The sequence below is a fragment of the Xanthomonas sp. LF07-6 genome, from assembly GCF_034105445.1.
GTDB classification, from domain to species: domain Bacteria; phylum Pseudomonadota; class Gammaproteobacteria; order Xanthomonadales; family Xanthomonadaceae; genus Xanthomonas_A; species Xanthomonas_A sontii.
Genome location: NZ_JAXGGI010000002.1, coordinates 205815 through 232300 on the forward strand (window position 1 = coordinate 205815; position 26486 = coordinate 232300).

Here is a 26486-nt window from a genome sequence, read left to right on the forward strand (position 1 = left end):
AGCCGGCTTCCTTTCCACCCGCCTGGATTAAGCGCCATGCCCGGGACCGTCCTGCATCCCCTGCCCTCCGCCGGCACCGCCGCCGCACCCGCGCCGGTGCGCGGCAAGCTGTATATCAAGACCCACGGTTGCCAGATGAACGAGTACGACTCGGCCAAGATGGCCGACGTGCTCGCCGCGTCCGAAGGCCTGGAGCTGACCGACAACCCCGAAGAAGCGGACGTGGTCCTGGTCAACACCTGCTCGATCCGCGAGAAGGCGCAGGAAAAGGTGTTCAGCCAGCTCGGCCGCTGGAAGGCGCTGAAGGCCGGCGGCAAGCCGGTGATCATCGGCGTCGGCGGCTGCGTGGCCTCGCAGGAAGGCGAGGCGATCGTCAAGCGCGCGCCCTACGTGGACCTGGTGTTCGGCCCGCAGACCCTGCACCGGCTGCCGGAGCTGATCCGCGCGCGGCGCGAATCGGGCAAGTCGCAGGTGGACATCAGCTTCCCCGAGGTCGAGAAGTTCGATCGCCTGCCGGAGCCGCGCGCCGAAGGCCCCTCGGCCTTCGTGTCGATCATGGAAGGCTGCTCCAAATACTGCTCGTTCTGCGTGGTGCCCTACACCCGCGGCGAGGAGATCAGCCGCCCGTTCGAGGACGTGCTGGTGGAAGTGGCGCAACTGGCCGCCCAGGGCGTGCGCGAGATCAACCTGCTCGGCCAGAACGTCAACGCCTACCGCGGCCCCTACGCCGACGCCGAGGCCGGCGAGGAAGCGCAGGTCGCCGACCTGGGCCTGCTGATCCGCAGCATCGCGCAGATCGAGGGCATCGGCCGCATCCGCTTCACCACCTCGCATCCGCTGGAATTCAGCGACTCGCTGGTGGAGGCCTACCGCGACGTGCCGCAGCTGGCCAACTACCTGCACCTGCCGGTGCAGGCCGGCAGCGACCGCATCCTCAGCGCGATGAAGCGCGGCTACACCGCGCTGGAGTTCAAGCAGAAGATCCGCAAGCTGCGCGCGGTACGCCCGGACATCTCGATCAGCTCCGACTTCATCGTCGGCTTCCCCGGCGAGAGCGACGCCGACTTCGACAAGACCATGAAGCTGATCGAGGACGTGGGTTTCGACCAGAGCTTTTCCTTCATCTATTCGCGGCGCCCGGGCACGCCCGCCGCCGACCTGGAAGACGACACGCCCGAGGCGGTCAAGCACGCGCGGCTGGCGCGGTTGCAGGCGCACATCAATGCGCATGCGCAGTCGATCTCGCAGGGGATGATCGGCAGCGTGCAGACCGTGCTGGTGGAAGGCCCGTCGAAGAAGAACCCGGCCGAGCTGACCGGCAAGACCGAGAACATGCGTTCGGTGAACTTCCCCGGCCACCCGCGCCTGATCGGCCAGTTCGTCGAGGTGACGATCACCGAGGCGCTGAGCAATTCGCTGCGCGGCCGCCTGCGCCTGGCCGAGGACGACGCCGCGGCCTGAGCGGCGGCGGGCGCGCGCTAGTCGAGCGCGCTGAGGAAGCGCTCGCCGCGCGGGCCGATCTGCACCGCCCGCGAATCCGGCACGCGCCGGGCCAGGCCGGTGTCGAAGAGATACCGGAGCAAGGCGCTGCCCAGCGCACCGGCAACGTGGTCGCGGCGCTCGCTCCAGTCCAGGCACGGCCGGCACAGCGGCCGCCGCGACGCACGCAGCGCCGCCACGTCGATGCCGATCGCCGCGCACCAGGCGGCGCCGGATGCGCTCAAGGCCATGCCGTCGCTGCACAGCAGATGCCCGCGCGCTTCCATCTGTTGGCGCCAGCGGATCGCCAGTTCGCCGGCAAGGTGGTCGTAGCAGACCCGCGCCCGGCGCAGGCCGGGATCCGCCGGGCCGCCCCACCGCGTCATCGGCAGCGGCGCCAATCCCATCATCGCCTCGACCGCCGCGGCGACGTCTGCGCCGGCCAGACGGAAATAGCGGTGTCGCCCTTGGCGGGCCACCGCGAGCAAGCCGGCGTCGACCAGTTGCGACAAGTGCCGGCTCGCAGTCGACGGCGCCACCGCGCCGTCCAGCGCCAGTTCGCTGGCAGTGCGCGCCTGTCCGCTCATCAACGCCGCCAGCATGCGACTGCGCGCCGGGTCGCCGAGCAGAAAGGCGGCACGTGCAAGCAGGGTGTCTTCGCTCATGCTTCGATTCTAGACGAAGCATGCCGCCACGCTGGCGCCTACCTTGCCTGCTCCCCACACCAGGCAGACGCATGACCGACACGCTGCACCACTACGCTTCGCAGTTGCGCTGGACCGGCAACCGCGGCAACGGCACCGCCGACTACAGCCACTATGGCCGCGACTACACGCTGCAGATTCCCGGCAAGGCGGCACTGCCAGGCAGCGCCGACCCGCTCTTCCTCGGCGACCCGGCGCTGCACAATCCGGAAGACCTGTTCGTCGGCGCTCTCGCCGCCTGCCACATGCTCACCTACCTGGCCCTGTGCGCACATGCCGGCATCCAGGTGCTGGCCTACGAGGACCAGGCGCAGGGCTGGCTGGAGATGCGCCCCGGCCACGGCGGACGCTTTCGCGAGGTGGTGCTGGCGCCGCGCGTGACCATCGCGGCGGACAGCGACGCGCACCGCGCGCAGGCCTTGCACGCACAGGCCCACGCGCAGTGCTTCATCGCCAACAGCTGCGCCATGCCGGTGCGTTGCGAGGCGACGATCGTGCGCCCGGGCGAGCCGCCGGAGGCCGCGCGATGAAGGACGTCGAAATCCACCTCGAAGACCGCCCCTGTGCCCTGTCCGCCATGGCCCAGGCACTCGGCGCGGCCGGTATCAGCATCGAAGGCTGGGGCGTGTGGCGCGTGGACGGGCGCGCGGTCGCGCACTTCCTGTTCGATGCCGCCGCACCGGCAAGCGAGACCTTGCGCGCGCACGGTTTCCACGTGGCCGCCGAACACCCGGTGGTGAGCCTGCGCCTGGACCAGGACACGCCGGGACAGCTCGGCCTGCTGACCGGCATGCTCGGCGCCACCGGCATCGACATCGCCGTGCAGTACAGCGACCACCACGGGCACCTGATCCTGGTGGTGGACGACCCCGCCGGTGCGCGCGCGATTGCGGACGCCTGGATGCAGGCGCGCGACGCGCGGTGTTTAGACGGCGCTGGCGATGGTGATCGCCGCCAAGGCACGTCATAACCGATCCCGGAAAAGACGAACGCCGTTGCCACGGATGCATCGCCGGCCGCACGGGTGCGATTTTTTCGCCACCACAGGGCGGCGCCTTGCGTGGCAAGGCCTTCGCTGGGTTGTCCACAGGCTTTTGGACAATCGATCCACATGCATTGTGGACAACGTTGCCATCGCCGCGTCGCGCAGGTCCGGGCGGTGGCGCGGCATATGCGCTCGCAGATGCGCAAGGAGTACCCAGACCGCACCGGCATGCATACGCCGACGCCGCGCGCCCTTCACTGGCCCGGCTACGCGCCGCGCGCTACCCTTTGCGCCCCTCTTTTTTTCGACGTCGCCATTGGCGGCGCGCGCCCGCCATGACCACCCCTGCGCAACGCGACTTCACCCTGGACCCCGCCGACACCGAACGTCTGGCCAACCTGGCCGGCCCGTTCGATGCGCACCTGCGGCAGATCGAACTGCGCCTGGGCGTGGAGATCTCCAACCGCGGCAACGTGTACCGGGTGACCGGGCCGGAGCAGGCGGTGGCGGCGGCCGAGCGGCTGCTGCAGGCGCTGTACGCCGAGGCCGACCACGTCGCCTTCGACGACCAGGAAATCCACCTGCGGCTCAACCAGTCCAACGTCGACCAGGTGACGCAGCGCGCGTACCAGCCGCAGGACGTGGCCATCAAGGTCAGGCGCGGCACCGTGCGCGGCCGCGGCGCCAACCAGGCCAAGTACCTGCACCAGATCGCCACCCACGACATCAACTTCGGCATCGGCCCGGCCGGCACCGGCAAGACCTTCCTGGCCGTGGCCAGCGCGGTGGAAGCGCTGAACGAATCGCGGGTACAGCGGCTGATCCTGGTGCGCCCGGCAGTGGAGGCCGGCGAGAAGCTGGGCTTTCTGCCGGGCGACCTCACCCAGAAGGTCGACCCCTACCTGCGCCCGCTGTACGACGCGCTGTACGAGATGCTGGGCGTGGAGAAGGTGGTCAAGCTGCTGGAGAAGAACGTCATCGAGATCGCGCCGCTGGCGTACATGCGCGGACGCACCCTCAACGACGCCTACGTGATCCTGGACGAAGCGCAGAACACCACCATCGAGCAGATGAAGATGTTCCTGACCCGCCTCGGCTTCGGCAGCACCGCGGTGGTCACCGGCGACCTGACCCAGATCGACCTGCCCAAGCACGTCAAGTCCGGCCTGCGCGATGCCGTCGAGGTGCTGCACGAGGTGGACGGAGTCAGCTTCACCTTCTTCGAGGCGCGCGACGTGGTCCGGCATCCGCTGGTGGCGCGCATCGTCAACGCCTACGAGAAGCGCGACGTGGTCGACCGCGCCAGCGGCCCGTCCGCATGATCCGGCCCTGGCCAGGCCTGCTGGCAGCGCTGCTTTGCGTGGCCGGCGGCGCCAACGGCCAGCCGCAGGATCCGCCGCCAGCGCAGGACCCGGCGCCGCAGCGCGTCGCCCTGGCGCAATCGCTGACCCCGCCGTGCCTGTCGATCGTGCAGGACGCGGCCAGCATCGGGCTGCCGCGCGACGTCCTCGAGCGCGCCGCGGCGATCGCCCGTACCTCGCCGACCGCGCCGCGCGACGACGAGGCGCAACGCCTGGCCTGGATCGCCGGCACCCGCGCGCAAGCGCTGCTCGATGCGGCCGAAACCGCCGGTGCGACGCGCGACCGCTTCGGCTGCAACGCGCTGGCATACGCAAAGGTGCCAGCGGACAGCCTCTACCTCGTCGGCCAACTGCTCGAACACGGCCAGGCCGCGGTGTGGCTGCCCGCGTCGGGGCGTTTCGCCGCCACGGTGGACATCCGGCGCGACAATACGCAATGCCAGCGGGGCCCGATGGGCAGCCTGGCCTACCGCGTCGACGACGAAAAGACCCCGCTGCTGTTCCTGGTCGCATGCGTGACCTGAGCCTGCTGCTGCGCGCCTGTCGCGGCACTCCGTAGCGACCGCACGCACCACGCGGCAGTGACCGACGTACACTGCGATGCTGCTGCCGTGCACGGGGAGGTGCCATGTTCCAGCGATCGTCGTCGTTCGCCTGTCTGCTCTGGCCGATCCTGGCCACTTGCGCCGCGCCAGCGGCTGCCGCCACGGCCGCGCCGCCCGCAGCAACGCCCGCGCGGCCCTTCGTCGAAACCAGCTACGTGGTCGCTCCCGACACCGTGGGCGACTTCAGCCTGCGCAGCAGCAAGTACGACCCGGCCGCCAAGGCCGCCGGTGCCGGCTTCCTCTACGTGCTGAAAGACCATCCGGAACTGACCATCAACGTGTTCGTCTATCCCGCCGGACAAAAGGAATCGGCGCGGGCCATCGCCGACGGCATGGCGGGCTTCCGCGCCGATCTGGCCGCAGCGGTCTCCGGCGGCACCTACGCGGAACTGCACGAACTGGGCGCGCAACGATTCGAGCTGGGCATCGTCGTCGAACCGGCGCCGAAGGCCGCCAGCGCCCTGGACAAGGCGCTGGTCGCGGCGATCGCAGAGGCCCAACGTGTGCCCGGAGAAAAGCTGCGGATGGAACTGCGCCTCGACCCGGAGGATGCACCGGCCCGCTCCAACGGCTATCTGTTCTACAAACAGCTCTACTACTTCAAGGTGCGCGTGTCGGCCGCTGCGCAGGACATCGGACCGGATGCCTTCGACACCCTCGCCGACCAGGCGGCGCGCGCGCTTGTGCCCGCCATCCAGGTGACCAATGTCGGCGGCTGCGCGACACCGACCATCCAGATCGACCCGAACGGCAAGCCGGAACAGGCGGCACTGCAGCTCATCCGCCAGAGCACCCTCTACCAGGGCTTCAACTGCAGCAAATCCGCCGCAGACGCTGGCATCGACCGCGCGGCAGGCAATGCCGCCGTGATCGAGATCGCCTACGACGCCGGCGACTGGGCGTCGCCCTGAGCGCGCGTTAGCGCGATACTGTGGCTCCCACCGCAGCACCCGGCCGTTCCGCCATGACCAAAGGTCCCGTCCGTCTCGATGTCGGCGTCAGCTACGCCCTGCCCCGCGCCGGGCTGCCGGCGGCGCCGAGCTTCCGCAAGTGGGTCGCCGCTGCACTGAAGGGCCGCATCCGCGAGGCCGACCTGGCGATCCGTCTGGTCGACGACCGCGAAGGCCGCGCCCTCAACCAGCACTACCGCGGCAAGGACTACGCCACCAACGTGCTCAGCTTCCCGGCCGAACTGCCCGAGGGGTTGCCGAAGGGCGTCAAGCTGCCGCTACTCGGCGATCTGGTGATCTGCGCACCGGTGGTGGCGCGCGAGGCCGCCGAACAGGACAAGCCGCTCAACGCGCACTACGCGCACCTGACCGTGCACGGCGTGCTGCACCTGCTCGGCTGGGACCACGAGGACGACAAGGAAGCCGAGGCGATGGAGCAACTGGAGCGCGAGATCCTGGCCGACCTCGGCGTCTCCGACCCCTACGCCGGCGAGCGTTGATCCGAGATCCCACACCCGCTGTCGCGACCGACCCTCACCCCAACCCCTCTCCCGGGGGGAGAGGGGCTTAATGTGTTCCCCACCACCCCGCGCTGGTCAAGCGCGGGCGCCGGCGGTAACGTGGCCGCGCGGCGATCGCCGCAGCCCCGCTTTTCTTCGAGGTTCCGTGCGTTGATTCGTCCCTCGCTCGTCCTGCTCGCGCTCGCCTGCGCCGTCCCCGCTGCCGTCGCAGCGCCTGCCGCGCCGCCCACTGCAACGCCTGCCGCCACCGCGACCGCCGATCCGGCCATCGACCTGCCGGCGCTGCTGGAATGCCGCCAGCACGTGGCCGACTTCACCGCACTGGCGCCGCTGCTGGCCGATCCGCTGAAGGCGGTCGCGCACGGCTGGCGGCCGCTGCCGCAGTCCAACCTGTTCATGACCGAGTACGCGCTGACCCGGCCGATCCAGGTGTTCGGCTACAGCAGCGAGCGCATCGCCTTCTCCGGCGCCAGCGTGATGGCGATCCTGGACCTGCCCGACCCGCGGCCGCTGGCCAAGCGCCTGAATCTGGAAGCGGCGGTGGACACACCGGAGAAGGCCATGTTCGGCCGCGAAGTGCTCAGCCGCGACGTCCACGATCCCAAGACCGGCGAGCCGATGATCGAGTCGATCATCCTCAGCGTGTCCACGGTGAAATCGCACCCCGGCAAGACCCTGGCCGGCTGCAGCTACAGCCTGGACCTGCCCGAGGAGACGGGCGCGGCACCGGCACCGGACGCGCTGCACACGCCGGCCAAGGGCGGCTGAACCCGCGCCGGCGGGCCGCCGGTACCGGCCGCCGACGTCGCGATGCTGTCGCGAGCGCCCTGCTAGACTTGCGGTTACCGCCCGTTCGACCGGGCGCCTACCCACAGAACATGTCAGAAGACGGACCGAGTAGTACCTCCCCGGAATCCCACGAAAAACGTCGCGGCTGGCTGGAACGCCTGACCTCGGTGTTCTCCGGCGACCCGCACACCCGCGACGATCTGGTCGAGGTGCTGCGCGACGCGCAGCACGACGGCCTGATCGCCGCCGACACGCTGCGCATGATGGAGGGCGCGCTGTCGGTCTCCGAACTCACCGTCGGCGACGTGATGGTCTCGCGCGCGCAGATGGTGTCGCTGCCGGTGGAGTCGCGCTTCCTCGACCTGATGAAGCAGGTGGTCGAATCCGGCCACTCGCGCTTCCCGGTGCATGGGGAGAACAAGGACGACATCCTCGGCATCCTGCTGGCCAAGGATCTGCTGCGCGGCGTGGTCGCCGACCACGGTCCCGGCACGGTGCGCGAACTGCTGCGCCCGGCGGTGCTGATTCCGGAGTCGAAGAAGCTCAACGTGCTGCTCAAGGAGTTCCGGCTCTCGCGCAACCACATGGCGATCGTGGTCGACGAGTACGGCGGCGTGGCCGGGCTGGTGACCATCGAGGACGTGCTGGAGCAGATCGTCGGCGACATCGACGACGAGCACGACGACGCCGAGGACGAGGCCTCGCTGATCGCCGCGCAGGCCGACGGCCAGTACGTGGTGGATGCGCTGACCCCGATCGAGGATTTCAACGAGCGCTTCGGCGCCGACTTCCCGGACGACGACTACGACACCGTCGGCGGGCTGGTCACCGAGGCGATCGGCCACCTGCCCGAGACCGGCGAGGAACTGACCCTGGGCCGATTCGCGTTCCGTGTGGCGAAGGCCGACGCGCGCCGGGTGCAGGCGTTCCACGTCACCATCCTGCCGCCTGCCGCGCAGGACGGCGCTTGAGCACGCACCGCGTGCCGCGCATGCGCGCGGCCTGCTGGCTGGGACTGCTGCTGGCCCTGTGGACCGGGCTGGCCTTCGCGCAGACCGCGCCTGCGGATCCGGCGGCACCGCCGCCGCTGGCCGCAGCGGCGCCCGCAGCGCCCGACGCGGCTGCGACCGCCGACGCCAGCGACCCGGCGCCGCGCATCGGCGTGGCCACGATGCAGCCCGGCGAAGTGTTCTTCGAGCGCTTCGGCCATGACGCCATCGTGGTGCTCGACCCGCGCACGGGCCAGGCGACCTCATACAACTTCGGTTTCTTCGACCCCAGCGAACCGGGCTTCGTCGGCCGCTTCGCCGCCGGCGACATGCGCTACTACCTGGTCGCGCTACCGCTGCAGGAGGATCTGGAGCAGTACCGCGAGGCCGGCCGCGGCGTGGATATCCAGTGGCTGGACCTGGCGCCGGCGCAGGCACGCGCGCTGCAGCAGGCGCTGGCCTGGCGCGCGCGCCCGGAAAACGCGCGCTACCGCTACGACTACTACACCGCCAACTGCGCCACGATGGTCCGCGACGCGCTGGACCGGGCCATGGGCGGCGCGCTGCACGCGCAGCTGTCCGGCCGCTCGCGCGGCAATACCTACCGCAGCGAATCGGTCCGCCTGGCCTCGCCGGCACCGTGGATGTGGCTGGGCTTCGACCTGGGCCTGGGCCCGTACGCCGACAAGCCGCTGTCGCGCTGGGAAGAGGCCTTCGTGCCGATGCGCCTGGCCGAGAGCCTGAGCGAGGTGCGCAACAGCGAAGGCCGCCCGCTGGTGCAGGCGCGCCAGCAGTTGCTGCCGCAGCGGCTGCCGCCGGAACCGCCGGAACAGCTGCGGCACTGGTGGCCGTGGCTGCTGGTGGGGCTGGTCGCGGCGGCGGGGGCGCTGGCGCTGGGCCGCCGCCCGCGCTGGCTGGCCGCGCTGGCGCTGCCGTTCTGGCTGCTGTGCGCGCTCGGCGGCGCGGTCCTGCTGTACCTGTGGGGCTTCAGCGAGCATCGTGCTGCCTGGGGCAACCGCAACCTGCTACTGCTGGATCCGCTGTGCCTGCCGCTGCTGTTCGGCGGTCTTGCCGTGCTGCGCGGGCGCCGCCCCGGACGCTGGTTCGACGTGCTGCTGTGGCTGGTGGTGGCGCTGGCCGGCGCCGCACTGCTGATCCATTGGCTGTCGATGCTGCAGCCGCAGTTCAACCTGCAATGGATCGCATTGCTGCTGCCGGTGCACGCGGCGCTGGCCTGGGCGCTCACCCGCCCTCGCCCGCAGCCCTGATACCGTCGCGCCACTCGCCACGCGCGCCTCCGCCGAACCCACTCCCGCCATGGCCTCCGCGACCGCCAATCCCGCCTGCGTCATCAACTGCGTGCACTACGACGGCCACGGCCGCCGCCACGACATCGCCCTGGAGCAGATCAGCGACGTGCTGGCCGGCCACGACGACGGCTTCGTCTGGGTCGGCATGTACGAGCCCGGCGACGCGGTGCTGCAGCAGCTCAAGGAGGAATTCCAGCTGCACGAACTGGCGATCGAGGACACCCGCAAGGCGCACCAGCGGCCCAAGGTCGAGGCCTTCGGCAACTCGCTGTTCCTGGCGGTGCACACCGCGCAGGTGATCGACGAGCGCATCGTCTACGGCGAGACCCATGCCTTCCTCGGCGAGCGCTTCCTGCTCACCGTGCGCCATGGCGCCTCGCTGCCCTACGCTCCCGTGCGCGAGCGGCTGGAACGCGAGGCCTCGCTGATGAAACTGGGCCCGTCGTACGCGCTGTACGCGGTGCTGGACTACGTGGTGGACAACTACCAACCGATCCTCGACGCCTTCCGGCAGAGCCTGGAGCGGCTGGAGTCGGACATCTTCGCCGAGGCGTACCGCCGCGACACCGCGATCCGGCTGTACGAACTCAAGCGCGAACTCAACCAGATGCGCCTGGGCGTGGCGCCTTTGCAGGACGTGCTGGCGCACCTCAAGCGCCACCCCGGCCCGCTGATCGCCGAGGAAGTGCGCCTGTACGTGCGCGACGTGCTCGACCATGCGGTGCGCACCAACGACGCCATCGACACCCTGCGCGAGATGCTGGGTACCGCGCTGAGCGTGAACCTGTCGCTGGTCACCCTGGCCCAGGGCGAGACGGTCAAGCGCCTCGGCGCCTGGGCCGCCCTGCTCGCCGCCCCGACCCTGATCACCAGTTGGTACGGCATGAACTTCAAGCAGATGCCGGAACTGGAATGGCCCTGGGCCTACCCGCTGATGGTCGGCGGCGTCGCCGCGGTATGCGTGGCGCTGTATGTGGCGTTCAAGCGGGCGAGGTGGTTGTGAGCCGCCGCGCAGCGGCGGCGGGAATGGAGAAACGGGAATAGGGAATGGACAGCGCGCCGCAGTCGTGATGTAACGCTGCATCGTTAGGCGTGCAGCAATCATCCGTGACAGACGGCGCAATCAGGCGCCGCCGCTTCTCCCATTCCCAATTCTCCATTCCCGATTCCCAACTCAAGCCACATACACCGACTTGATGTTCATGAACTCATGGATGCCATGCTCGGCCAGTTCGCGGCCGAAGCCGGAGCGCTTGATGCCGCCGAACGGCAGGCGCACGTCGCTCTTGACGATGGCGTTGACGAAGGCGGCGCCACATTGCAGCTGGCAGGCCACGCGCTCGCCGCGGGCGCGGTCACGGGTCCAGACGCTGCCGCCCAGGCCGAAGGTGGTGTCGTTGGCCACGCGCACGGCTTCGGCTTCGTCGGCCACGCGCAGGATCGCCGCGACCGGGCCGAACAGTTCTTCGTCGTAGGCCGGCATGCCCGGCGTCACGCGGTCGAGGATCGACGCCGGATAGCCGGCGTGGCTGCCGCGCTCGGGTTCGCAACCGAGCAATGGCTTTGCCCCCTTGGCGATGCTGGCCTGCACCTGCTTGTGCAGTTCGTCGCGCAGGTCCTGGCGCGCCATCGGCGCCAGCGTGGTCGCCTCGTCCTGCGGGTCGCCGAGGCGACGCTCGGCCGCGGCGGCGGCGAAGCGGCTTACGAATTCGTCGGCGATCGCCTCCACCACCACGAAACGCTTGGCCGCGATGCAGGTCTGCCCGGCGTTGTCGAAGCGCGACTTCACCGCCGCGGCGACGGTAGCGTCCAGGTCGGCGTCGTCCAGCACCACGAAGGCGTCGCTGCCGCCCAGCTCCATCACGCACTTCTTCAGCTGCCCACCGGCATTGGCGGCGATGGAGCGGCCGGCGCGCTCGCTGCCGGTCAGGGTGACCGCGGCCACGCGCGCATCGCGCAGCACCTCGGCAGCCTGGTCGTTGTCGATGTGCAGCACGTCGAACACCCCGTCCGGCACGCCGGCGTCGGCCAGCACCTTGCGGATCGCGTCGGCGCAACGCGGCACGTTGCTGGCGTGCTTGAGCAGGGCGACGTTGCCGGCCATCAGCGCCGGCGCCAGGAAGCGGAACACCTGCCAGATCGGGAAGTTCCACGGCATCACCGCCAGCACGCAGCCCAGCGGCTCGTAGCGCACGTAGCTGCGCTGCGCATCGGTGGCCACCGCCTGCTCGCGCAGGTAGTCCGCCGCATGCTCGGCGTAGTAGTCGCAGGCCGCGGCGCACTTGTCGAGTTCGGCCAGCGCCTCCTTGCGCAGCTTGCCCATTTCCGCGGTCATCACCCGCTGGATCGCGTCGCGCTGTTCGCGCAGTTGCGCACCGACCTTGCGCAGCAGCGCGCCGCGCTGCTCCAGCGGGGTCGCCGCCCAGCCGGGGAACGCCTGCGCCGCGCCGGCCAGGCGCTGTTCGACGGCGGCGGCATCCATCAGCTCGAGACTGTATTCGACGTGGCCGTTGGCCGGATTGACGGTGTCGTAAGGCATCGCGCGGACTCCTGGAAAAATGTCCGGCCAGCCTAGCGCCGTGGACGTTGCGGCGACGTGGCGATGCCATAGAGCGCGATGGCTCACAGTGTTCCGCGTGGCCTGTGTGAGTCGACTGTCATGCAGCAGCCAGGAGCGACGCGCCGTGCTTTCCGATGGCGCAATGCGTCGGGACTGGAGTCCCTCCCACAGTGCACCAGGCAAGCTCGCCGCACGATCCTGTGGGAGCGGCTTAAGCCGCGACAGGCCTTACCGGCAATGCGTGTCGCGGCTGACGCCGCTCCACGGAAAAGCAGCGCACATCATCCCGCCTGCTGTTGCGCCAACTGCATGTCGCGCTGGCGGCGCTTCTCGCTGCGCGCCATCAGCCACCAGCCGACGACGGCGGCGATCGACACCGCCAGCACCATCAGCGTGGCCAGCGCATTGATCTTGGGCTTCAGGCCCATGCGCACCGACGAGAACACGGTCATCGGCAGCGTGGTCGAATCCGGGCCGGCGACGAAGTTGGCGATCACCACGTCGTCCAGCGACAGGGTGAACGCCAGCAGCCAGCCCGACACCAGCGCCGGGGCGATGATCGGCACGGTGATCAGGAAAAACACCTTGAGCCGGTTGGCGCCCAGGTCCATCGCCGCCTCTTCCAGCGAGCGGTCCAGTTCCTGCAGGCGCGAGGACACCACCACGGTGACGAAGGACAGGGTGAAGGTGACATGCGCGGCCCAGATCGCCATCACGCCCTTGGGCGGGATGCCGAGCACGCCGCCCATCGACACCAGCATCATCATGATCGACAGGCCGATGATCACCTCCGGCATCACCAGCGGCGCGGTCACCAGCGCGCCGAACAGGCTCTTGCTGGGGAAGCGGCGGAAGCGGGTCATCGCCATCGCCGCCAGCGTGCCGAGCACCATCGACGCGGTGGCGGTCCAGAACGCCACCTTCAGGCTGATCCACGCCGCCTGCAGGATCTGCCGGTCGCGCAGCAGTTCGCCGTACCACTTGGTGGAGAAGCCGGCCCACACCGTCGCCAGCTTGGAGGCGTTGAACGAATACACCATCAACAGCAGGATCGGCAGGTACAGGAAGGCGAAGCCGGCGCCCAGCACGGTCCAGCGCAATACCCTGCCCATGCCGCCGCGCGCGCCGCTCATGCCTGCCCACCTTCGAGCTGGCGCTGCTGGTAGCGGTTGAAGATCAGGATCGGCACCATCAGCAATGCCAGCATCGCGATCGCCACCGCCGAGGCGGTCGGCCAGTCGCGGTTGTTGAAGAACTCGCCCCACAGCACCCGGCCGATCATCAGCGTGTCCGGACCGCCGAGCATCTCCGGGATCACGAACTCGCCCACCGCCGGGATCATCACCAGCATGCAGCCGGCGACGATACCCGGCCGCGACAGCGGCAGGGTCACGGTCAGGAACGCCTTCCACGGCGGCGCGCCGAGATCGTAGGCGGCCTCGAGCAGGCGCTGGTCGAGCTTGACCAGGGTCGCGTACAGCGGCAGCACCATGAACGGCAGATAGCAGTAGACGATGCCGATGTAGGCGGCGACCGGCGTGTACAGGATATGCAGCGGCGCATCGATCAGGCCCAGCGCCAGCAGCGCCCGGTTGAGCACGCCGTTGCTGTCGAGGATGCCGATCCAGGCGTAGACGCGGATCAGGAACGAGGTCCACGACGGCAGCACCACCAGCATCATCGCGATGTTGCGCGCCGACGGCGACAGCCGCGCGATCGCGTAGGCCATCGGGTAGCCGATCAGCAGGGTCAGCGCGGTGGAGATGCCGGCGATCTTGATCGAGCCCCAGTAGGCCTCGATGTACTGGTGGTCGCGCAGCAGCGCCAGGTAGTTCTGCAGGGTCAGCTTCAGCGTCAGCACGCCGTCGCGGACTTCGAGCAGTTCGCTGTACGGCGGGCTGCGGATGGCCTGCTCGGCGAAGGAGATGCGCAGCACGATCAGGAACGGGATCGCGAAGAACAGCAGCAGCCACAGGTACGGCGCGGCGATCACCAGCCAGCGCAGCGCCGGTAGCGACCCCAGGCGCAAGCGCTGCTGCAGGCGCAGCCGCGGCGTCGGCTCGGGCGGCACCGGGACGACGGGCGCGCTCATGCGGTCAGCACCACGCCGTCGTTGTCGTCCCACGACACCCACACCGTGTCGCCCCAGGTCATGCCTTCGCTGTCCCAGCGCTTCTGGTTGGCGAAGTTGGATTGCACGCGGATGCCGCTGGGCAGACGCACGTGGAAGATCGAGTGGCTGCCGAAATAGGCGATGTCCTCGATGGTGCCGCGCGCCTTGTTGTAGGTCTGCTCGGGTTCGCACTTGGTGATCCAGACCTTTTCCGGACGCACCGCGAACGCCACTTCCTGCCCTTCCACGCCGGTGATGCCGTGGCTGATGTAGATCGGCACCGGGAACTGCGGGCACAACACGGTTACGTGGTCGGGATGATCCTCGCCGATGCGGCCCTCGAACATGTTCACCGAGCCGATGAACTCGGCGACGAAACGGCTGTTCGGCGACTCGTAGATGTCGCCCGGCGTGCCGACCTGGCGGATGCGGCCCTGCTCCATCAGCGCGATGCGCGTGGCCATGGTCATCGCCTCCTCCTGGTCGTGGGTGACCATCACGCAGGTCACCCCCGAGGTCTCGATGATCGAGACCAGTTCCAGCTGCATCTGCGAGCGCAGCTTCTTGTCCAGCGCGCCCATCGGCTCGTCCAGCAGCAGCAGTTTCGGCCGCTTGGCCAGCGAGCGCGCCAGCGCCACGCGCTGCTGCTGGCCGCCGGAGAGCTGGTGCGGCTTGCGCTTGCCGAGCGTGCCCAGCCGCACCAGCTCCAGCATCTCGCCGACACGGCTGGCGATGGCGCTGCGCGACAGGCCGTCCTGCTTCAGCCCGAAGGCGATGTTCTGCTCCACGCTCATGTGCGGGAACAGCGCGTAGGACTGGAACATCATGTTGAGCGGGCGCTGGTACGGCGGCAGCCCATCCAGCGGCTGGCCGTCGAGCACGATGCGGCCGCGGCTGGGCTGCTCGAACCCGCCCAGGCAGCGCAGCAGCGTCGACTTGCCGCTGCCGGAACCGCCGAGCAGCGCGAAGATCTCGCCCTGGCCGATGTCCAGATCGATGTCGTCCAGCGCGACGAACCCGTCGAACTCCTTGCGCAGGCCGGCGATGGACACATAGCCGGCACCCTTGGCCGGCGGCGGTGCCGGCAGATGGTCGGTTCTCGCTTCGCTCAACGCCATCGCTGATTCCCCGTGAAGCACGCCGTCGTGCGGAGCGCCGCTGCGGCGGCGACCGCGGCGCGGTGAGTCTCAGTGTAGCCGTGGGCGCCGCGTCGGCGATACCGCGGCGGCCACGCCGCGCGGCGGCGCGGGATTCGGGAGTCGGGATTGGGGATTCGCAGAAGCGGCGCGCTTACTGCGCCGTGGCTGGCGCTGGCGCGGACGCCGATGCCTGCGGTTCTCCCCAGCCCAGACCCAGGCTCTTCTGCAAGGCCATGTAGCGCAGCAGCACCTGGGTATGCGCCTGCAGCGCACTGTCCTGGGCGGAGGCCTGCTGGCGCTGCACGTCCAGCGCATCGATCAGCGACGAGGCGCCGGCGGCATAGCGTTGCTGCAGCAGCGCGGCCGAGCGATCCGCCGAGGCGGCGGCCTTGTCCGCGGCCAGCGCCTGCTGGCGCGCGGCGCCAAAGCGTGCCAGGGCGCCGTTGGCATCCTGCAGCGCGGCCAGCACCGTGCCTTCGTAGGCGGCCAGCCGCGCGGCATTGCCGGCGCGGGCCTGCTCGACCTTGGCGCGGGTGCCGCCGAAATCGAAGATCGACCAGCGCAGGAACGGCGCCACCACGCTGTTGACGGCGTCGCGACCGAGATCGCCCGGCGAGGTCGCGGCCATGCCGATGTTGCCCAGCAGCGTGACCTGCGGGAAATACGCGGTGAGCGCTTCGCCGATCTTCGCCGACGAGGCGGCCAGCTGGCGCTCGGCGCGGCGCACGTCCGGGCGCCGGCGGATCAGCGCGCCGGCGTCGTCCACCGGCACCGTCGCCGGCAGCGTCGGCAACGGCCGGTCGGCGGCCAGTTCGGCATCGAGCGCGCCGGGCTCGCGGCCGATCATCAGCGCCAACTGGTCCAGCGCCACCTGCGCCTGCGCCTGCAGGTCCGGGAGTACCGCTTCCTGTTGCTGCAGTTGCGCCTGCGCGCGTTCCACCTGCAGGTCGGCGTCGGCGCCGCGCTCGCGGCGCTGCCGGGTCAGCTGCAGGGTCTGCCGGGCAGCCTCCAGGTTGCGCTGGGCCACGCCCATGCGCGCACGCGTGCTGCGGTAGCCCAGATAGGCCTGCCCCACTTCGGCGGCGATCTGCACCTGGGTGTCGGCGAGGTCGGCCTCGTCGGCCTGGGCATCGGCCAGTGCGCCCTCGCTGGCGCGGCGGCGGCGGCCGAAGAAATCCAGTTCCCAGCTGGCATCGATGCCGACGCTGTAGAGCTGCGCGCGCGGATCGATCTCCACCGGCTGGCCGGTGCCGGCGGCGATGCTGCCCAGGCGGTCGGTCAGCGCATCCGGCGCGCGCGCGTTGAGATAGGCGGCCGTCGCTCCGACGCTGGGCAACTGCTCGGCGTGGCGCTGATCGACCAGCGCGCGCGAGGCGCGCAGGCGCGCCTGCGCCACGCGCAGGTTCGGGCTGTGCTGCAAGGCCTGCTCGACCAGCATGGTCAACTGCGGATCCTGCAGGGTGTCCCACCAACGCTGCGGCGGCGGTGCCGGCACCACGCCGGCGGCCGCGGCCGTGGCATCGGCGCGGTACAGCCGCGGCTGCGCCAGCGCCGCCTCGGCCACCGGCGGCGGCTTCACGTAGTCCGGGCCGAGCATGCAGGCCGACAGCAGCGAGGGCAGCGCGGCGGCGACGAGAACGCGGGAGAAACGCAGGGCCATGGAATCCTCAATGCATCGCGAGCGGAGCGCCGCCCTTGGGCAGCGGCTTGAGCAGGAACGCCAGCGGGATCGTGCAAACCACGATCACCCCGAAGATCCAGAACAGATCGTTGTAGGTCATCACCAGGGCCTGCTGCTGCACCAGCCGCGCCAGTTGCGCCAGCGACTGCATCGCCGCGCCGGCGCCGGACACCGACTGCAGTTGCGCGGCGATGCCGTGCAGGTAGTCCTGCGCCAGCGGCGAATTGGCGGTGGTGCCGCTGCCGAGCATCTGCGTATGGAACACCATGCGCCGCTCCTGGAAGGTGGAGATCAGCGCCAGGCCGATCGAGCCGCCCATGTTGCGCGCGGCATTGAACAGGCCCGAGGCGTCGCCGGCCAGGTCCGGCGGCACCGAGGAGATCGCCGCCTGGTTGAGCGACATCATCGCCAGCGCCAGCCCGCAGCCCTGCAGCAGCTGCCCGGCGACGAAATGCATGCCGACCGACTCGGCGGTGAGGTGCATGTTGACGAAGCAGGCCGCGGCGAAGCAGCTCAACCCGCCGAGCACCAGCACGCGCACATCCACCGTGGTCAGCAGCTTGGGCATCATCGGCATCAGCAGCACCGTGGGGACGCCCGACAGCAGCACCACGTAGCCGGACTGCTCGGTGTTGTAGCCGGAGATCACCGCCAGGAACTGCGGAATCATGTACATGACCCCGAACAGGATCATGCCTACCGCCATCACCATCACGAACACCGCGCCGAAACTGCGCTGCAGCAGGATCGACAGGCGGATCACCGGCTGCCGGCTGAGGAATTGCGAGCCCACCAGGGCGATGAAGCCGACCAGCGACACCACGCTCAGCAGCACGATCTCGGTGGATTCGAACCAGCGCTCGCGCTGGCCTTCTTCCAGCACCACGGTGAGCGCGCCCAGTCCGGCGGTCAGGCCGAAGATGCCGAGCCAGTCGGCGTCGAGCAGACCGCGCAGATACATGCGCTCGTGCGGCAGCCCGAGCAGCAGCAGCGCCACCAGGCCGGCACAGACCGGCACGTTGAGGAAGAACGCGTAGTGCCAGCTCACGTTCTCGGTGAGCCAGCCGCCCAGCAGCGGCCCGATCACCGGACCCAGGATCACGGTCATGCCGAACAGCGCCGTGCCCAGAGTCTGCTGCGCCGGCGGCAGGCGCGTGGCGACGATGGTCAGCGCGGTGGGGATCAGCGCGCCGCCGGCGAAGCCCTGGCCGACCCGGCCGAGGATCATCATGGTCAGGCTGCTGGACAGCCCGCACACCACCGAGAAAAACGTGAAAAGCAGCGCGCAGATCAGCAGGAAGTTGCGCAGCCCCAGGGTGCGCACGAACCAGCCGGTCAGCGGGATCATCACGATCTCGGCGACCAGGTAGGAGGTCGAGATCCAGGTGCCTTCGGTGCCGCTGGCGCCGACCTCGCCCTGGATGGTCGGCAGTGCGGCGTTGACGATGGAGATGTCCAGCGTCGCCATGAACGAGCCGATGGTGCCGGCGGCCACCGCCAGCCAGGCGCCGGTGTCGGCCTTTTGCGACGCCTGCGCGCCGGCCGCCGCGGCCGCTTCGCTCACGGGGTGCGCCCGCGCGGGGCGACCGCATCCTGGCCCTGCGCGTCCTCTTCCTCCACGCGCTCCTTGGCATCCTTGGCGCTGCGCGTATCGACCGTCACCGTCACCGACATGCCCGGCACCAACACCTTGCGCGCCTCGGCGCCAGCCTTGAGGCGGATCCGCACCGGCACCCGCTGCACCACCTTGGTGAAGTTGCCGGTGGCGTTCTCCGGCGGCAACAGCGCGAACTGCGACCCGGTGCCCGGGGCGATGCTCTCGACCACGCCGTCCAGTTCCACCCCGGACAGCGCATCGACCTCGATCCGCGCCGGCTGCCCCGGCCGCATCAGCCCGACCTGGGTTTCCTTGAAGTTGGCGCTCAGGTACAGCGCGTCCACCGGCACCACGCTCATCAACCGGGTGCCGGCCGCGACGAACTGGCCGACCTGCACGGTCTTGTCGCCGATGCGGCCGGCGATGCGCGCGGTCAGGCGGGTGTCCTCCACCGCCACTTCCGCCTGCGCGGCGTCGGCCTGCGCCTGCACCAGCCCGGCGCGGGCCTGGTCGAGCTTGGCGCTGGTGCCCTGCACCTGGCTCTCCGCAGCGACGACCTGGGCCTTGGCCGCGTCGAACTGCGCCTGCGCGCGGTCGCGGTCGTGGACGATGCTTTCGTAGTGTTCGTGGGTGTCGGCGCCGGACGCGGCCAACGGCCCGAAGCGCTTGGCCTCGCCCTGGGCGAAGCGCAGGCTGGCGGCGGCGGCAGTGACCTGGGTGCGCGCCTGCAGCAGGCTGGCGCGCTGCGCCTGCAGCCCGGCCTCGGCGGCGGCGATGTCGGCCTGGCGCACCGCGATCGCCGCCTGCGCCTGCTCCAGGGTGGCGCGGTAGGTGCGCGGGTCGATCTCCAGCAGCGGCTGCCCGGCGGCCACGCTCTGGTTGTCGCGCACATACACCGCTGTCACGTAGCCGTTGACCCGCGGCGCCACCGCCACCGTATCGGCCTGCAGATAGGCGTTGTTGGTCTCCTGCAGGTAGCGGCCGGTGGTGAGGTAATAGATCAGCCACACCACCAGGCCGATCACCACCAGCAGGCCGATCAGCAGCAGGGTCCATTTGACCTTGGGGTTCTTCAGCGGCGACGGCGTGTCGGACTTGCCGTCGTCCTCTTGGCCCTTGCCGTCATGGCCCTTGTCGTCCCGGGGCGAGCCGGACTGGCCCTGGCCGGCATGGGCGTCGCGCGCGGCGGCCTGCCGCGGCGCCTGTGAGGAGTCTGGGTCGTGGTTGCTCAAGTCGCTGATTCCTGGGGAGAGGAAGAACGTCGCCGGGTCGGAACGGCGACGCCACCAAACGGTAGCGTACGCCAGCCGGCGCATTATTTGTACCGGTGAGTACAGAGTGTGTGAGCATCGCGTGGCGGTGGCGCTGCAGCGTCGCCGCGATGGCGGGCGCTGTGCGGCGCCCGACCCGGCCGCTTGGGTCGAGGGAGCGATGTCCCCGGTCTCTCATCCCGATGGGGAAAGCGATGTATCGGGGCGCCCTTCGGCCGCGCGACGGGGCGCGATCGGGAAGGCCCGTCGCGGCTGAAGCCGCTCCTGCGGGAAAAGGTGTTGCCCGCTCCGATCAAACGGGAGAGCGTGCCGGCGCGATACCTGCGTGGACAGGCGAAGAGGTAAGAGCGGCTTCAGCCACGACGAGCGAAGACGCGATGCGTCCCAGGCAGCATCGCGTCTGGACTGAAGTCCCTCCCACAACAGCCGCTTACGCTCCCCCTGGTCGCTCGGGCAAGCGCAGCGCGATAGCGGTCCGGGGGAACCCGCAAAGCCTTACCCTGACCGCAACGCCGGCGGCTCAACGGCCGGTCTTGATCTCCGTCCACAGGCGGGTGTACAGCTTGTCCACTTCGGGCGGGTTGATCGAATAGGTGAACATCTTCGCGGCCACGTCCGGCGGCGGATAGATGGTGGGATCGTTGCGGATCGCCGCGTCCACCAGCGGGGTCGCCTGCGGCACCGGATTGGCGTAGTGGATGAAGTCGGTATTGGCCGCGGCCACCTTGGGCGTCAGCAGGTAGTTGATGAACGCGTAGGCGTTCTCCGGATGCTTGGCGTCCTTGGGAATGGCCAGCATGTCGAACCACTGCGGCGCGCCTTCCTTGGGAATCGAATAGGCCACGTGCACGCCGTTCTTGGCTTCCTCGGCGCGGTCGCGCGCCTGGATGATGTCGCCGGACCAGCCCACCGCCAGGCAGGTACTGCCGTTGGCCAGCGAGGTCACGTACTGCGAGGAGTGGAAGTTCTGCACGTACGGGCGGATGCGCTTGATCAGCGCCGCGGCCTGCTCGATCTTGGCCGGGTCGGTGCTGTGCGGATCCTCGCCCAGGTAGTGCAGCGCGATCGGGATCAGGTCCGAGGGCGTATCCAGCAGGGTCACGCCGCAGTCCTTGAGCTTGGACAAGTTCTCCGGCTTGAACACCAGGTCCCAGCTGTTGGCGATGTCGGTGCTGCCGAACGCGGCCTTGACCTTGTCCACGTTGTAGCCGATGCCGGTGGTGCCGACCATGTACGGCACGCCGTACTTGTTGCCCGGATCCTGCTGCGCGATGCGCTGCATGATCTGCGGATCGAGATTGGCCAGGTTCGGGATCTTGCTCTTGTCCAGCGGCAGGAACACGCCGGCCTGGATCTGCCGGCCGAAGAAGTTCAGCGTCGGCACCACCACGTCGTAGCCGCTGCCACCGGCCAGCAGCTTGGTCTCCACCATCTCGTCGCTGTCGAAGACGTCGTAGGTGACCTTGATCCCGCTCTGCTTCTCGAAGTCGGGAATCGTGTTCTCGGCGATGTAGTCCGAGTAGTTGTACACGTTGAGCACCTTCGCCTCGCCCTGCCCCGCCTTGTCCGCGTCGCCGCCGGAGCCGCCGCAGCCGGCGAGCAGCGCCGTGGCCAGGGAAAGAGTGAGCAGTCGCAAGGTCATGGCAGGTCTCCGCAGGTCCATGGGCAAGAGGGGGAAGATCGGCGCCGCGCGCCGGATCCGGGGTGGACGTTCCAGACTACCCAGCGCCGGGCTATTTGCCCAGCGCCTGGGCCGTATCCTCCAGCGCCAGCCAGGCCTTGTCGAACAGTTCGTCGACCTGGGCACGGCTGAGGATCAGCGGCGGCGACAGCAGCATCGCGTCGTTGGTGGCGCGCAGGATCAGGCCGCGGCGCAGCGCATTGTCGCGGCACAATGCGCCGACCTTGCCGCGCTCGGGGAAGTACTGCCGGCGCGGCTTGTCCGGCACCAGTTCCAGCGCGCCGATCATGCCGACGATGCGCGCCTCGCCCACCAGCCGGTGCTCGCCCAGCTCGGCCCAGCGTTGCGCCAGGTACGGCGCGATCTCGTTGCGCGCGCGTTCGACGATGCCCTCTTCCTGCAGCAGGCGCAGGTTCTCCAGCGCCACCGCCGCGCACACCGGGTGCCCGGAATAGGTGCAGCCATGCGCCAACTCGCCGCCCTGCTCCTTCAGCACCGTGGCCACGCGCGTGCCGAACATCGCCGCGCCGAGCGGGATGTAGCCGGAGGTGATGCCCTTGGCGATGGTCATCACGTCCGGCTGGAAGCCGAAGTGTTGCGACCCGAACCATTCGCCGGTGCGGCCGAAGCCGCAGATCACCTCGTCGGCGACCAGCAGCACGTCGTAGCGGCGGCAGATGCGCTCGATCTCCGGCCAGTAGCTGCGCGGCGGAATGTACACGCCGATCGCGCCCATGATCGGCTCGCCGATGAACGCGGCGACCCGTTCCGGCCCCAGTTCCAGGATCTTGTCTTCGAGCCGGCGTGCGGCAAGCAGCCCGTATTCCTCCGGATCCATGTCGCCGCCGTCGCCAAACCAGTACGGCGGATCGATGTGGTGGATGTCGGGGATCGGCAGGCCGCCCTGGCGGTGCATGCCCTTCATCCCGCCGAGGCTGGCGCCGGCCATGGTGGTGCCGTGGTAGCCGTCGTGGCGGCCGATGAAGATGGTCTTCTGCGGCTGGTCCTGCACGGCCCAGAAGTGCCGCACCAGGCGCAGGATGGTGTCGTTGGCCTCGGAGCCGGAATTGGTGAAGAAGGCATGATCGAGGTCGCCCGGCGCCAGTTCGGCGAGCTTGGCGGCCAGGCGGATGGTGGGTTCGGTGGTGCACTGGAAGAAGCTGTTGTAGTACGCCAGCTGTTCCATCTGCCGCGCGGCGGCCTGGCCGAGTTCCTTGCGCCCGTAACCGACGTTGACGCACCACAGGCCGGCGAAGGCGTCCAGCAACTGGTTGCCGTCGGCATCCCAGACGTAGGCGCCATCGCCGCGGGTGAGGATGCGGGTGCCTTTCTGCGCCAGGGCGGCGTTGTCGTTGAACGGGTGCAGGTGGTGCGCGGCATCCAAGTCCTGCAGGGCGCGCGTGTCGATCGGGTCCATATCCACTCCAATGTCGGTACCAAGGCCGCTACCGCGGCCAGGCTTTGCTGTTGCTGTTGCTCTTGCTCTTGCTCTTGCTGTCTTTGCCCTTGCCCTTGCCCTTGCCTTTGCCCTTGCCTTTGCCCTTGCCCTTGCCCTTGCCCTTGCCTTTGCCTTTGCCTTTGCCGTTGCCGTTGCCGTTGCCGTTGCTTTTGCCTTTGCCGTTGCTTTTGCTTTAACGGGTTCCCTTCCGAAGCGGCGGCCGGCCCGGGGAAAAACCCCGAAGGGGCGGCGCACATGGACGTGCGCCGTTCGCGGCAGGGGCAGGATGCCCCTTCCGCGAATCCCCGGGTTGGACGCGGACCCGGAGCGCGTTAGCGCGGAGGGCGCGAGGCAGGGTGTGCTTTCTTTTGGTTACTTTTCTTTGCACAAGCAAAGAAGTGCTTCTCAGCAGCCGAAGGCTGATCAAAGTGACTCGCCGCCAGGCGAAAGCTTTGCTCTTGAAGATGCTTCCGCCGTGGCTGAACTGTAGGAGCGGCGTCAGCCGCGACCGAGGCGATCAGCCGTGTCTGTCGCGGCTGACGCCGCTCCTACAGTTCTTCTCGTCTGACACTCAAGCTTGAAGCAACAGCAAAAGCTTTAAAGGCTTTCGCCCTTTCGGGCGAGTTACTTTTCTTTGCTCGCGCAAAGAAAAGGTAACCAAAAGAAAGCGCGCCCTGCCTTCGCGCCCTCCGCGCTGCGCGCTCCGGGTCCGCGTCCATCACGGGGATCCGCGGAAGGGGCATCCTGCCCCTGCCGCGGACGGCGTACATCCATGTACGCCGCCCTTCGGGTGTTTCCCCGCGATGGCCGCCGCTACGGAAGGGAACCCGGTAAGTCAAAAGCAACAACCGAAGCAACAGCAAAAGCAACGGCAACGGCAAGATCGAATCTGCTGCAGAGCGTAGGCATCACGCGAGCCACGAAAGGCACCAGGAACTCACACGTTCAACAACAAAAACTCCCGCTCCCACGAACTGATCACCCGGAAGAACGTCTCGTACTCCTTGCGCTTGACCGAAATGTACGCCCGCACGAAACGCGGCCCCAGCAACTCCTGCAACGGCGCACAACGCTCCAGCTCGTCCAGCGCCTCGCCCAGCGAACGCGGCAACTGATAGCCCATCTCCTTGCCGCTACCCGTGGTCGGCTCGGTCGGCTCGAGCTTCTCGCGGATTCCGAGCAAGCCGCAGGCCAGCGTCGCCGCCATCGCCAAGTAGGGATTGGCGTCGGAACCGGCGAAACGACTCTCCACGCGCATGTTCTCGATCGTGTCGATCGGTACGCGCAGGCCGCAGGTGCGGTTGTCGAAGCCCCACAGCACATTGCTCGGCGACACCTCGCCGAACATCAGCCGGCGGTAGGAATTGACGTTGGGCGCGAAGAACGCCATCGCCATCGGCACGTACTTCTGCAGGCCCGCCAGGTAATGGGCGAAGGTGCGGCTGTACTCGCCGGCGCGGCGGCCGCTGAAGACGTTCTTGCCGTGCTTGTCCACCAGGCTCTGGTGGATGTGCATCGCACTGCCCGGCTCGTTCTCCATCGGCTTGGCCAGGAAGGTGGCGTAGACGCCGTGGCGCAGCGCCGCCTCGCGCATGGTGCGCTTGAACAGGAACACCTGGTCGGCGCGCGACAGCGCGTCATCGTGGGTGAAGTTGACCTCCAGCTGCGCCGCGCCGGATTCGTGGATCAGCGTGTCCACGTCCAGCTCCATCGCGTCGCAATAGTCGTACATCAGGTCCAGGATCGGATCGAACTCGTTGACCGCGTCGATCGAGTACGACTGCCGTGCCGTCTCCGGCCGCCCCGAGCGGCCGGCCGGCGGCAGCAACGGAAAGTCCGGGTCGGTGTTCTTCTGCACCAGGAAGAACTCCAGCTCCGGCGCCACCACCGGCTTGCAGCCGATCGCCGCATACGCCTCCAGCACCCCGCGCAGCACGTTGCGCGGCGCCAGTTCGTGCGGCTGACCTTCCTTGGTATAGCAATCGTGGATCACCTGCGCGGTGGGATCGGCGGCCCACGGCACCATGCGCACCGTGTCCGGGTCCGGGCGCAGCTGCATGTCCGAATCCGACGGCGACGTCAGGTCGTAGTAGTCGTCCGGGTAGTCGCCGGTGACGGTGGTGGCGAAGATGCCCTCGGGCAGGCGCGTGCCGTAGTCGTGCGAGAACTTGGCGGCGGGAATGATCTTGCCGCGCGCGTTGCCGGTGATGTCCGGCACCAGGCACTCGACCTCGGTGATGTGGCGTTCCTTGAGCCAGCGCCGCAGCGAGCTTTCCTGCTGTTCCGGGGTGTGCTTGCGCGATCGGGGTCGACTGGCCATGGGAATCAGTGCCTGCGGCTGGCCGCATAGTGGCGACAGGCGTCGCCGAAGGATTGGAAGATACCGAGATAGAACGGGTCGTCGAGGACCCGCCACTCCGGATGCCATTGCACACCGAGCAGGAAACCGGGGCCGATGCCGCGGAAGGCCTCGATCAGCCCGTCCGGCGCCAGCGCCTCGACGATCAGGTCGCCGCCGAGCCGGGCCACGCCCTGGCCGTGCAGCGAGTTGACCCGCACCCGCCCGCGGCCGGCGATCTCCTCCAGCCAGCCGCCTTCGCTCAGCGCCACCTCGTGCGCCGGCGCGTACTGCGCTTCCAGTGGCGCCTGCGGATCCTCGCGGTGATCGGACAGCCCCGGCTGCGCGTGCACCTTCTGGTGCAGGGTGCCGCCGAGGGCGACGTTGACTTCCTGGAAGCCGCGGCAGATCGCCAGGATCGGCAGGCCCAGCGAGATCGCCTGCGGAATCAGGTCCAGCGTGTTGGCGTCGCGCGCCGGGTCATGCAGGTTGCCGAGCCAGCTCGGCTCGTCGCTGTAATGGTGCGGCTCGATATTGCTGACCGCGCCGGTCAGCAGCAGGCCGTCGAGCCGCGTCAGCCAGGCGCGGGCGTCGACCGGCGGTTGCAGCGACGGCAGCAGCACCGGGGTCACCCCGGCCCCATCGACGGCGGCACGCAGATACTTTTCGCCCGCGGCCAGGAACGGATGATGGCCGATGAGCTTGCGGTCGGTCGGCACACCGACCAGGGGCGATACGGCCATGCGAAGAACTCGTGTGGCGTCCTCGCAAGTTACCGCGAGCGTTTTATTTTTACAACACGACACGCAGTGGGACACGGCGCACAACGCACCTGCAGAGGCGCTGACCGGCCTGCACGATGCCGCAAAATCTCCTTCGTCATGCCGCAAAAGCGCAACACGGCCAGCGTGCAGCGCGAGCGAGCGTCGGCACGTCGCCTCCTGCCGCTGTTGAGTATTCTTGACGCCATGGCGC

At 69.0% G+C, this 26486-nt stretch carries 24 protein-coding genes; 12 read left to right on the forward strand and 12 right to left on the reverse strand.

Annotation, left to right across the window (positions count from 1 at the left end):
* The first annotated feature begins 36 nt into the window (after positions 1–36).
* On the forward strand, positions 37–1461 hold the full coding sequence (gene miaB, locus SLW56_RS05445) for a tRNA (N6-isopentenyl adenosine(37)-C2)-methylthiotransferase MiaB (RefSeq protein ID WP_320694455.1): 1425 nt from the start codon (positions 37–39) through the stop codon (positions 1459–1461).
* A gap of 17 nt (positions 1462–1478) precedes the next feature.
* Here the strand turns inward: miaB and SLW56_RS05450 are convergent, their stop codons facing one another.
* Positions 1479–2144, reverse strand: a complete 666-nt coding sequence (locus SLW56_RS05450; protein ID WP_320694456.1) for a winged helix-turn-helix domain-containing protein — start codon at positions 2142–2144, stop codon at positions 1479–1481.
* 71 nt (positions 2145–2215) lie between these two features.
* Here SLW56_RS05450 and SLW56_RS05455 point away from each other — a divergent pair, with 71 nt between their 5' ends.
* The 10 genes from SLW56_RS05455 (at position 2216) to SLW56_RS05500 (ending at position 10696) form a co-directional block, all read left to right on the forward strand.
* Positions 2216–2713: an OsmC family protein gene (locus tag SLW56_RS05455; RefSeq protein ID WP_320694457.1), complete on the forward strand. Its 498-nt coding sequence runs from the start codon at positions 2216–2218 to the stop codon at positions 2711–2713.
* Positions 2710–3153 carry a hypothetical protein gene (locus SLW56_RS05460; RefSeq protein WP_320694458.1) on the forward strand — a complete coding sequence of 148 codons (444 nt, stop codon included), beginning with the start codon at positions 2710–2712 and terminating at the stop codon, positions 3151–3153. Before SLW56_RS05455 ends, SLW56_RS05460 begins: the two co-directional genes overlap by 4 nt.
* A 350-nt stretch (positions 3154–3503) precedes the next feature.
* Positions 3504–4490, forward strand: coding sequence for a PhoH family protein (locus tag SLW56_RS05465; RefSeq protein ID WP_150410997.1), 987 nt, complete (start codon positions 3504–3506; stop codon positions 4488–4490).
* On the forward strand, positions 4487–5053 hold the full coding sequence (locus SLW56_RS05470; protein WP_295943966.1) for a hypothetical protein: 567 nt from the start codon (positions 4487–4489) through the stop codon (positions 5051–5053). Before SLW56_RS05465 ends, SLW56_RS05470 begins: the two co-directional genes overlap by 4 nt.
* Before the next feature lie 104 nt (positions 5054–5157).
* A complete protein-coding gene (locus tag SLW56_RS05475; RefSeq protein ID WP_320694459.1) occupies positions 5158–6045 on the forward strand; it encodes a hypothetical protein in 888 nt (295 codons plus the stop codon).
* A gap of 53 nt (positions 6046–6098) precedes the next feature.
* The gene (gene ybeY / locus SLW56_RS05480; RefSeq protein ID WP_017908182.1) at positions 6099–6584 is read left to right on the forward strand and encodes an rRNA maturation RNase YbeY; all 486 of its coding nucleotides are present in this window, start codon (positions 6099–6101) and stop codon (positions 6582–6584) included.
* 171 nt (positions 6585–6755) lie between these two features.
* On the forward strand, positions 6756–7373 hold the full coding sequence (locus SLW56_RS05485) for a hypothetical protein (RefSeq protein WP_295961247.1): 618 nt from the start codon (positions 6756–6758) through the stop codon (positions 7371–7373).
* Between the two features lie 110 nt (positions 7374–7483).
* Positions 7484–8365, forward strand: coding sequence for a transporter associated domain-containing protein (locus SLW56_RS05490; RefSeq protein WP_267092484.1), 882 nt, complete (start codon positions 7484–7486; stop codon positions 8363–8365).
* Complete coding sequence (locus SLW56_RS05495) at positions 8362–9651, forward strand: DUF4105 domain-containing protein (protein ID WP_320694460.1); 1290 nt, start codon at positions 8362–8364, stop codon at positions 9649–9651. The genes SLW56_RS05490 and SLW56_RS05495 overlap by 4 nt, the downstream gene beginning before the upstream one ends.
* Before the next feature lie 49 nt (positions 9652–9700).
* Entirely contained in the window at positions 9701–10696 is a 996-nt protein-coding gene (locus SLW56_RS05500) for a magnesium and cobalt transport protein CorA (RefSeq protein ID WP_209244438.1), read from the forward strand.
* A gap of 171 nt (positions 10697–10867) precedes the next feature.
* Here the strand turns inward: SLW56_RS05500 and SLW56_RS05505 are convergent, their stop codons facing one another.
* The 9 genes from SLW56_RS05505 to SLW56_RS05545 all read right to left on the reverse strand — a co-directional run bounded on the left by SLW56_RS05505 (position 10868) and on the right by SLW56_RS05545 (position 23152).
* Positions 10868–12232, reverse strand: coding sequence for an NAD-dependent succinate-semialdehyde dehydrogenase (locus tag SLW56_RS05505; RefSeq protein ID WP_295964238.1), 1365 nt, complete (start codon positions 12230–12232; stop codon positions 10868–10870).
* A gap of 302 nt (positions 12233–12534) precedes the next feature.
* Positions 12535–13386 carry an ABC transporter permease subunit gene (locus tag SLW56_RS05510; protein WP_267101397.1) on the reverse strand — a complete coding sequence of 284 codons (852 nt, stop codon included), beginning with the start codon at positions 13384–13386 and terminating at the stop codon, positions 12535–12537.
* Positions 13383–14345, reverse strand: a complete 963-nt coding sequence (locus SLW56_RS05515) for an ABC transporter permease subunit (protein WP_320694461.1) — start codon at positions 14343–14345, stop codon at positions 13383–13385. The genes SLW56_RS05510 and SLW56_RS05515 overlap by 4 nt, the downstream gene beginning before the upstream one ends.
* Entirely contained in the window at positions 14342–15484 is a 1143-nt protein-coding gene (gene potA, locus SLW56_RS05520) for a polyamine ABC transporter ATP-binding protein (protein ID WP_320694462.1), read from the reverse strand. The genes SLW56_RS05515 and potA overlap by 4 nt, the downstream gene beginning before the upstream one ends.
* 172 nt (positions 15485–15656) lie before the next feature.
* Positions 15657–17159, reverse strand: a complete 1503-nt coding sequence (locus SLW56_RS05525; protein WP_320694581.1) for an efflux transporter outer membrane subunit — start codon at positions 17157–17159, stop codon at positions 15657–15659.
* Positions 17160–17172: 13 nt separating this feature from the next.
* Positions 17173–18750 (reverse strand): DHA2 family efflux MFS transporter permease subunit, encoded by a 1578-nt coding sequence (locus SLW56_RS05530; protein ID WP_017909044.1) that lies wholly within the window; start codon positions 18748–18750, stop codon positions 17173–17175.
* Positions 18747–20015, reverse strand: coding sequence for an HlyD family secretion protein (locus SLW56_RS05535; protein ID WP_295943954.1), 1269 nt, complete (start codon positions 20013–20015; stop codon positions 18747–18749). The genes SLW56_RS05530 and SLW56_RS05535 overlap by 4 nt, the downstream gene beginning before the upstream one ends.
* A 559-nt stretch (positions 20016–20574) precedes the next feature.
* On the reverse strand, positions 20575–21696 hold the full coding sequence (locus tag SLW56_RS05540) for a polyamine ABC transporter substrate-binding protein (RefSeq protein ID WP_152236413.1): 1122 nt from the start codon (positions 21694–21696) through the stop codon (positions 20575–20577).
* A 91-nt stretch (positions 21697–21787) separates the two neighbouring features.
* Entirely contained in the window at positions 21788–23152 is a 1365-nt protein-coding gene (locus SLW56_RS05545) for an aspartate aminotransferase family protein (RefSeq protein WP_267116917.1), read from the reverse strand.
* Here SLW56_RS05545 and SLW56_RS05550 point away from each other — a divergent pair.
* Positions 23136–23663 carry a hypothetical protein gene (locus tag SLW56_RS05550; RefSeq protein ID WP_320694463.1) on the forward strand — a complete coding sequence of 176 codons (528 nt, stop codon included), beginning with the start codon at positions 23136–23138 and terminating at the stop codon, positions 23661–23663. The two genes, SLW56_RS05545 and SLW56_RS05550, sit on opposite strands and share 17 nt — an antisense overlap.
* A gap of 447 nt (positions 23664–24110) precedes the next feature.
* Here SLW56_RS05550 and SLW56_RS05555 read toward each other — a convergent pair whose 3' ends face one another.
* Both SLW56_RS05555 and SLW56_RS05560 read right to left on the reverse strand, forming a co-directional pair.
* Positions 24111–25493 (reverse strand): glutamine synthetase family protein, encoded by a 1383-nt coding sequence (locus SLW56_RS05555; RefSeq protein WP_017908479.1) that lies wholly within the window; start codon positions 25491–25493, stop codon positions 24111–24113.
* Positions 25494–25498: 5 nt separating this feature from the next.
* Positions 25499–26254: a gamma-glutamyl-gamma-aminobutyrate hydrolase family protein gene (locus tag SLW56_RS05560; protein ID WP_152237556.1), complete on the reverse strand. Its 756-nt coding sequence runs from the start codon at positions 26252–26254 to the stop codon at positions 25499–25501.
* Positions 26255–26486: the final 232 nt, after the last annotated feature.

What these genes read in the sequence shown, in the direction of transcription:
- miaB (WP_320694455.1), top strand. Translation starts at nt 37, where the DNA reads ATGCCCGGGACCGTCCTGCATCCCCTGCCCTCCGCCGGCACCGCCGCC.
- SLW56_RS05460 (WP_320694458.1), top strand. Translation starts at nt 2,710, where the DNA reads ATGAAGGACGTCGAAATCCACCTCGAAGACCGCCCCTGTGCCCTGTCC.
- SLW56_RS05555 (WP_017908479.1), bottom strand. Translation starts at nt 25,493, where the DNA reads ATGGCCAGTCGACCCCGATCGCGCAAGCACACCCCGGAACAGCAGGAA.
- SLW56_RS05500 (WP_209244438.1), top strand. Translation starts at nt 9,701, where the DNA reads ATGGCCTCCGCGACCGCCAATCCCGCCTGCGTCATCAACTGCGTGCAC.
- potA (WP_320694462.1), bottom strand. Translation starts at nt 15,484, where the DNA reads ATGGCGTTGAGCGAAGCGAGAACCGACCATCTGCCGGCACCGCCGCCG.
- SLW56_RS05560 (WP_152237556.1), bottom strand. Translation starts at nt 26,254, where the DNA reads ATGGCCGTATCGCCCCTGGTCGGTGTGCCGACCGACCGCAAGCTCATC.
- SLW56_RS05545 (WP_267116917.1), bottom strand. Translation starts at nt 23,152, where the DNA reads ATGGACCCGATCGACACGCGCGCCCTGCAGGACTTGGATGCCGCGCAC.
- SLW56_RS05505 (WP_295964238.1), bottom strand. Translation starts at nt 12,232, where the DNA reads ATGCCTTACGACACCGTCAATCCGGCCAACGGCCACGTCGAATACAGT.
- SLW56_RS05470 (WP_295943966.1), top strand. Translation starts at nt 4,487, where the DNA reads ATGATCCGGCCCTGGCCAGGCCTGCTGGCAGCGCTGCTTTGCGTGGCC.
- SLW56_RS05465 (WP_150410997.1), top strand. Translation starts at nt 3,504, where the DNA reads ATGACCACCCCTGCGCAACGCGACTTCACCCTGGACCCCGCCGACACC.
- SLW56_RS05515 (WP_320694461.1), bottom strand. Translation starts at nt 14,345, where the DNA reads ATGAGCGCGCCCGTCGTCCCGGTGCCGCCCGAGCCGACGCCGCGGCTG.
- SLW56_RS05510 (WP_267101397.1), bottom strand. Translation starts at nt 13,386, where the DNA reads ATGAGCGGCGCGCGCGGCGGCATGGGCAGGGTATTGCGCTGGACCGTG.
- ybeY (WP_017908182.1), top strand. Translation starts at nt 6,099, where the DNA reads ATGACCAAAGGTCCCGTCCGTCTCGATGTCGGCGTCAGCTACGCCCTG.
- SLW56_RS05455 (WP_320694457.1), top strand. Translation starts at nt 2,216, where the DNA reads ATGACCGACACGCTGCACCACTACGCTTCGCAGTTGCGCTGGACCGGC.
- SLW56_RS05475 (WP_320694459.1), top strand. Translation starts at nt 5,158, where the DNA reads ATGTTCCAGCGATCGTCGTCGTTCGCCTGTCTGCTCTGGCCGATCCTG.
- SLW56_RS05490 (WP_267092484.1), top strand. Translation starts at nt 7,484, where the DNA reads ATGTCAGAAGACGGACCGAGTAGTACCTCCCCGGAATCCCACGAAAAA.
- SLW56_RS05450 (WP_320694456.1), bottom strand. Translation starts at nt 2,144, where the DNA reads ATGAGCGAAGACACCCTGCTTGCACGTGCCGCCTTTCTGCTCGGCGAC.
- SLW56_RS05540 (WP_152236413.1), bottom strand. Translation starts at nt 21,696, where the DNA reads ATGACCTTGCGACTGCTCACTCTTTCCCTGGCCACGGCGCTGCTCGCC.